Genomic DNA, 991 nt, shown 5'->3' with positions numbered 1-991 from the left:
CGGTGGGGCTTTGTCGCCGACAGCGGACTGCGTCCGCGCTACCCGGCCGTAGAGGTTTACCGGGTGGAGGTCGCCGGTGATCCGGGCGCCCCGTACTTCGCGGACGTCGACCGGTTGCCCCGGGTGGACGGCGGACCGGAGGCGCTGCTGCGCCTCGACGAGCGGCGCCGGCTGCAGGGCCTGCCGCCGCTGGGCCCCGCGCTGATGACCGCCGACGCGCGCGGCGCCGGATTGCCGGTGCCCTCGGTGACCATCACCGACACCCCGGTGGCCCGCGAGACCGATTACGGCCGGGTGGACCAACATTCGTCGGCCATCCGGGCCGCGGGCGACGCACGGCATACCTACAACCGGGTGCCCGACTATCCCGTCCCCGGGGCCGACTTGGTCGTCGGCGCCTGGAGCGGCGGCCGGATCACCGTGTCGAGCTCGTCGTCGGACTCCACCGCGATGCCCGACGTCGCGCCGGCGACCTCCCCCGTCGCCGCCATCGACGGCGACCCGGCGACCGCGTGGGTGTCCAACTCGCTGCAATCGGCGGTGGGCCAGTGGCTGCAGGTCGATTTCGACCACCCGGTCACCAACGCGGCGATCACCCTGACACCCAGCGCGACGGCCGTCGGCGCGCAGGTGCGCCGCATCCTGATCGAGACCGCCACCGGCAGCACCACCTTGCGGTTCGACGAGCCCGGCAAGCCGCTCGCCGCCGCGTTGCCCTACGGCGAGACGCCGTGGGTGCGGATCACCGCCGCGGGCACCGACGACGGGTCCCCGGGCGTGCAGTTCGGCATCACCGACCTGTCGATCACCCAGTACGACGCGTCCGGATTCGCCCACCAGCTCGACCTGCGGCACACCGTGCGCGTCCCGGGGCCGCCGCCCGGCGCGGCGGTCGCGGGCTGGGACCTGGGTTCCGAGCTGGTGGGCGAATCCGGACGCGTCGTACTGGGTGATCGACAGGTCGGTGATGCCGAACTGCACGCCCGGGGAC

General features: G+C 73.8%; 1 protein-coding gene. It reads left to right on the top strand.

Going from position 1 to position 991, the window contains the following annotated elements; translation table 11 throughout:
• A partial coding sequence (locus A5697_RS02715) for a discoidin domain-containing protein (protein ID WP_156673104.1) occupies positions 1-991 on the top strand: 991 nt, incomplete at both ends.

The organism is Mycobacterium sp. E3251, assembly GCF_001666835.1.
GTDB lineage: Bacteria > Actinomycetota > Actinomycetes > Mycobacteriales > Mycobacteriaceae > Mycobacterium.
This window is presented reverse-complemented; position numbering and strand designations above follow the sequence as displayed.